Below are 708 nucleotides of genomic sequence, written 5' to 3' on the forward strand. Positions count from 1 at the left end.
ATCCTTATCCGATAAGGGACTTTCATAAAAGATAGTTTTTTTGAACAGTCCCTTATATTTTCCCCTTTTACTCGCTTCTTCTGACTTGTAAACATCTAGTGCTTCCTCATCAGTCAAATGAAGTTGCACGAATCGGTCTATTTTATGTTCAGACAAAGAACTGTCCCAGGCTTTAAAATCTCCCTTCTCGTCTACATAATAACAAATTTCGTCTACTTTTGAACTTTTCCGAATACCATGCGTATCTCGGTAATAAATTTGATTTCCCTCATATCCAAAAGAATAGAGCGCTAAGTCCTCACGTATACGACTTGGGATCGAATTATCCACTTCTTCTTGGATAAAAACAGGTGCTTTCAAAGAATTGTCAATTGGTTTAGGTTCTTCCACATTCTCTAATGCTTTCATTATGTCAGTAGATAATGTTTCTAATCCCCCCTTAACATTGAGAGTTCCTCCATTAAAATTACGTACCTCATATTCACCCAAAACTTGTGTATTGTATTCCCCATCAAAATATGGATTAATCCAGACACGCTTATCCTCTTCAAAGGGAATAGAGCCACTAAAGACAAGCTCATCTTCATTAAGATTCTTTGCTTGATCCTTTTGAAAGAAGAGGAGGTCTGTGGTCACTCGAGTACCTGCAATCTTTTTAAAAGCCGTATCTGGCAACCGAACTCCCCCTAAAAAATGAGTGTTGGATTT

1 pseudogene is annotated in these 708 nt (G+C 37.4%); it reads right to left on the reverse strand.

Annotated elements, in window-relative coordinates:
* Window positions 1-708: pseudogene (locus HMPREF2701_RS01505) on the reverse strand (helicase SNF2); the annotation flags it as partial.

Source organism: Streptococcus sp. HMSC077D04 (genome assembly GCF_001808785.1).
Lineage (GTDB): Bacteria > Bacillota > Bacilli > Lactobacillales > Streptococcaceae > Streptococcus > Streptococcus mitis_BX.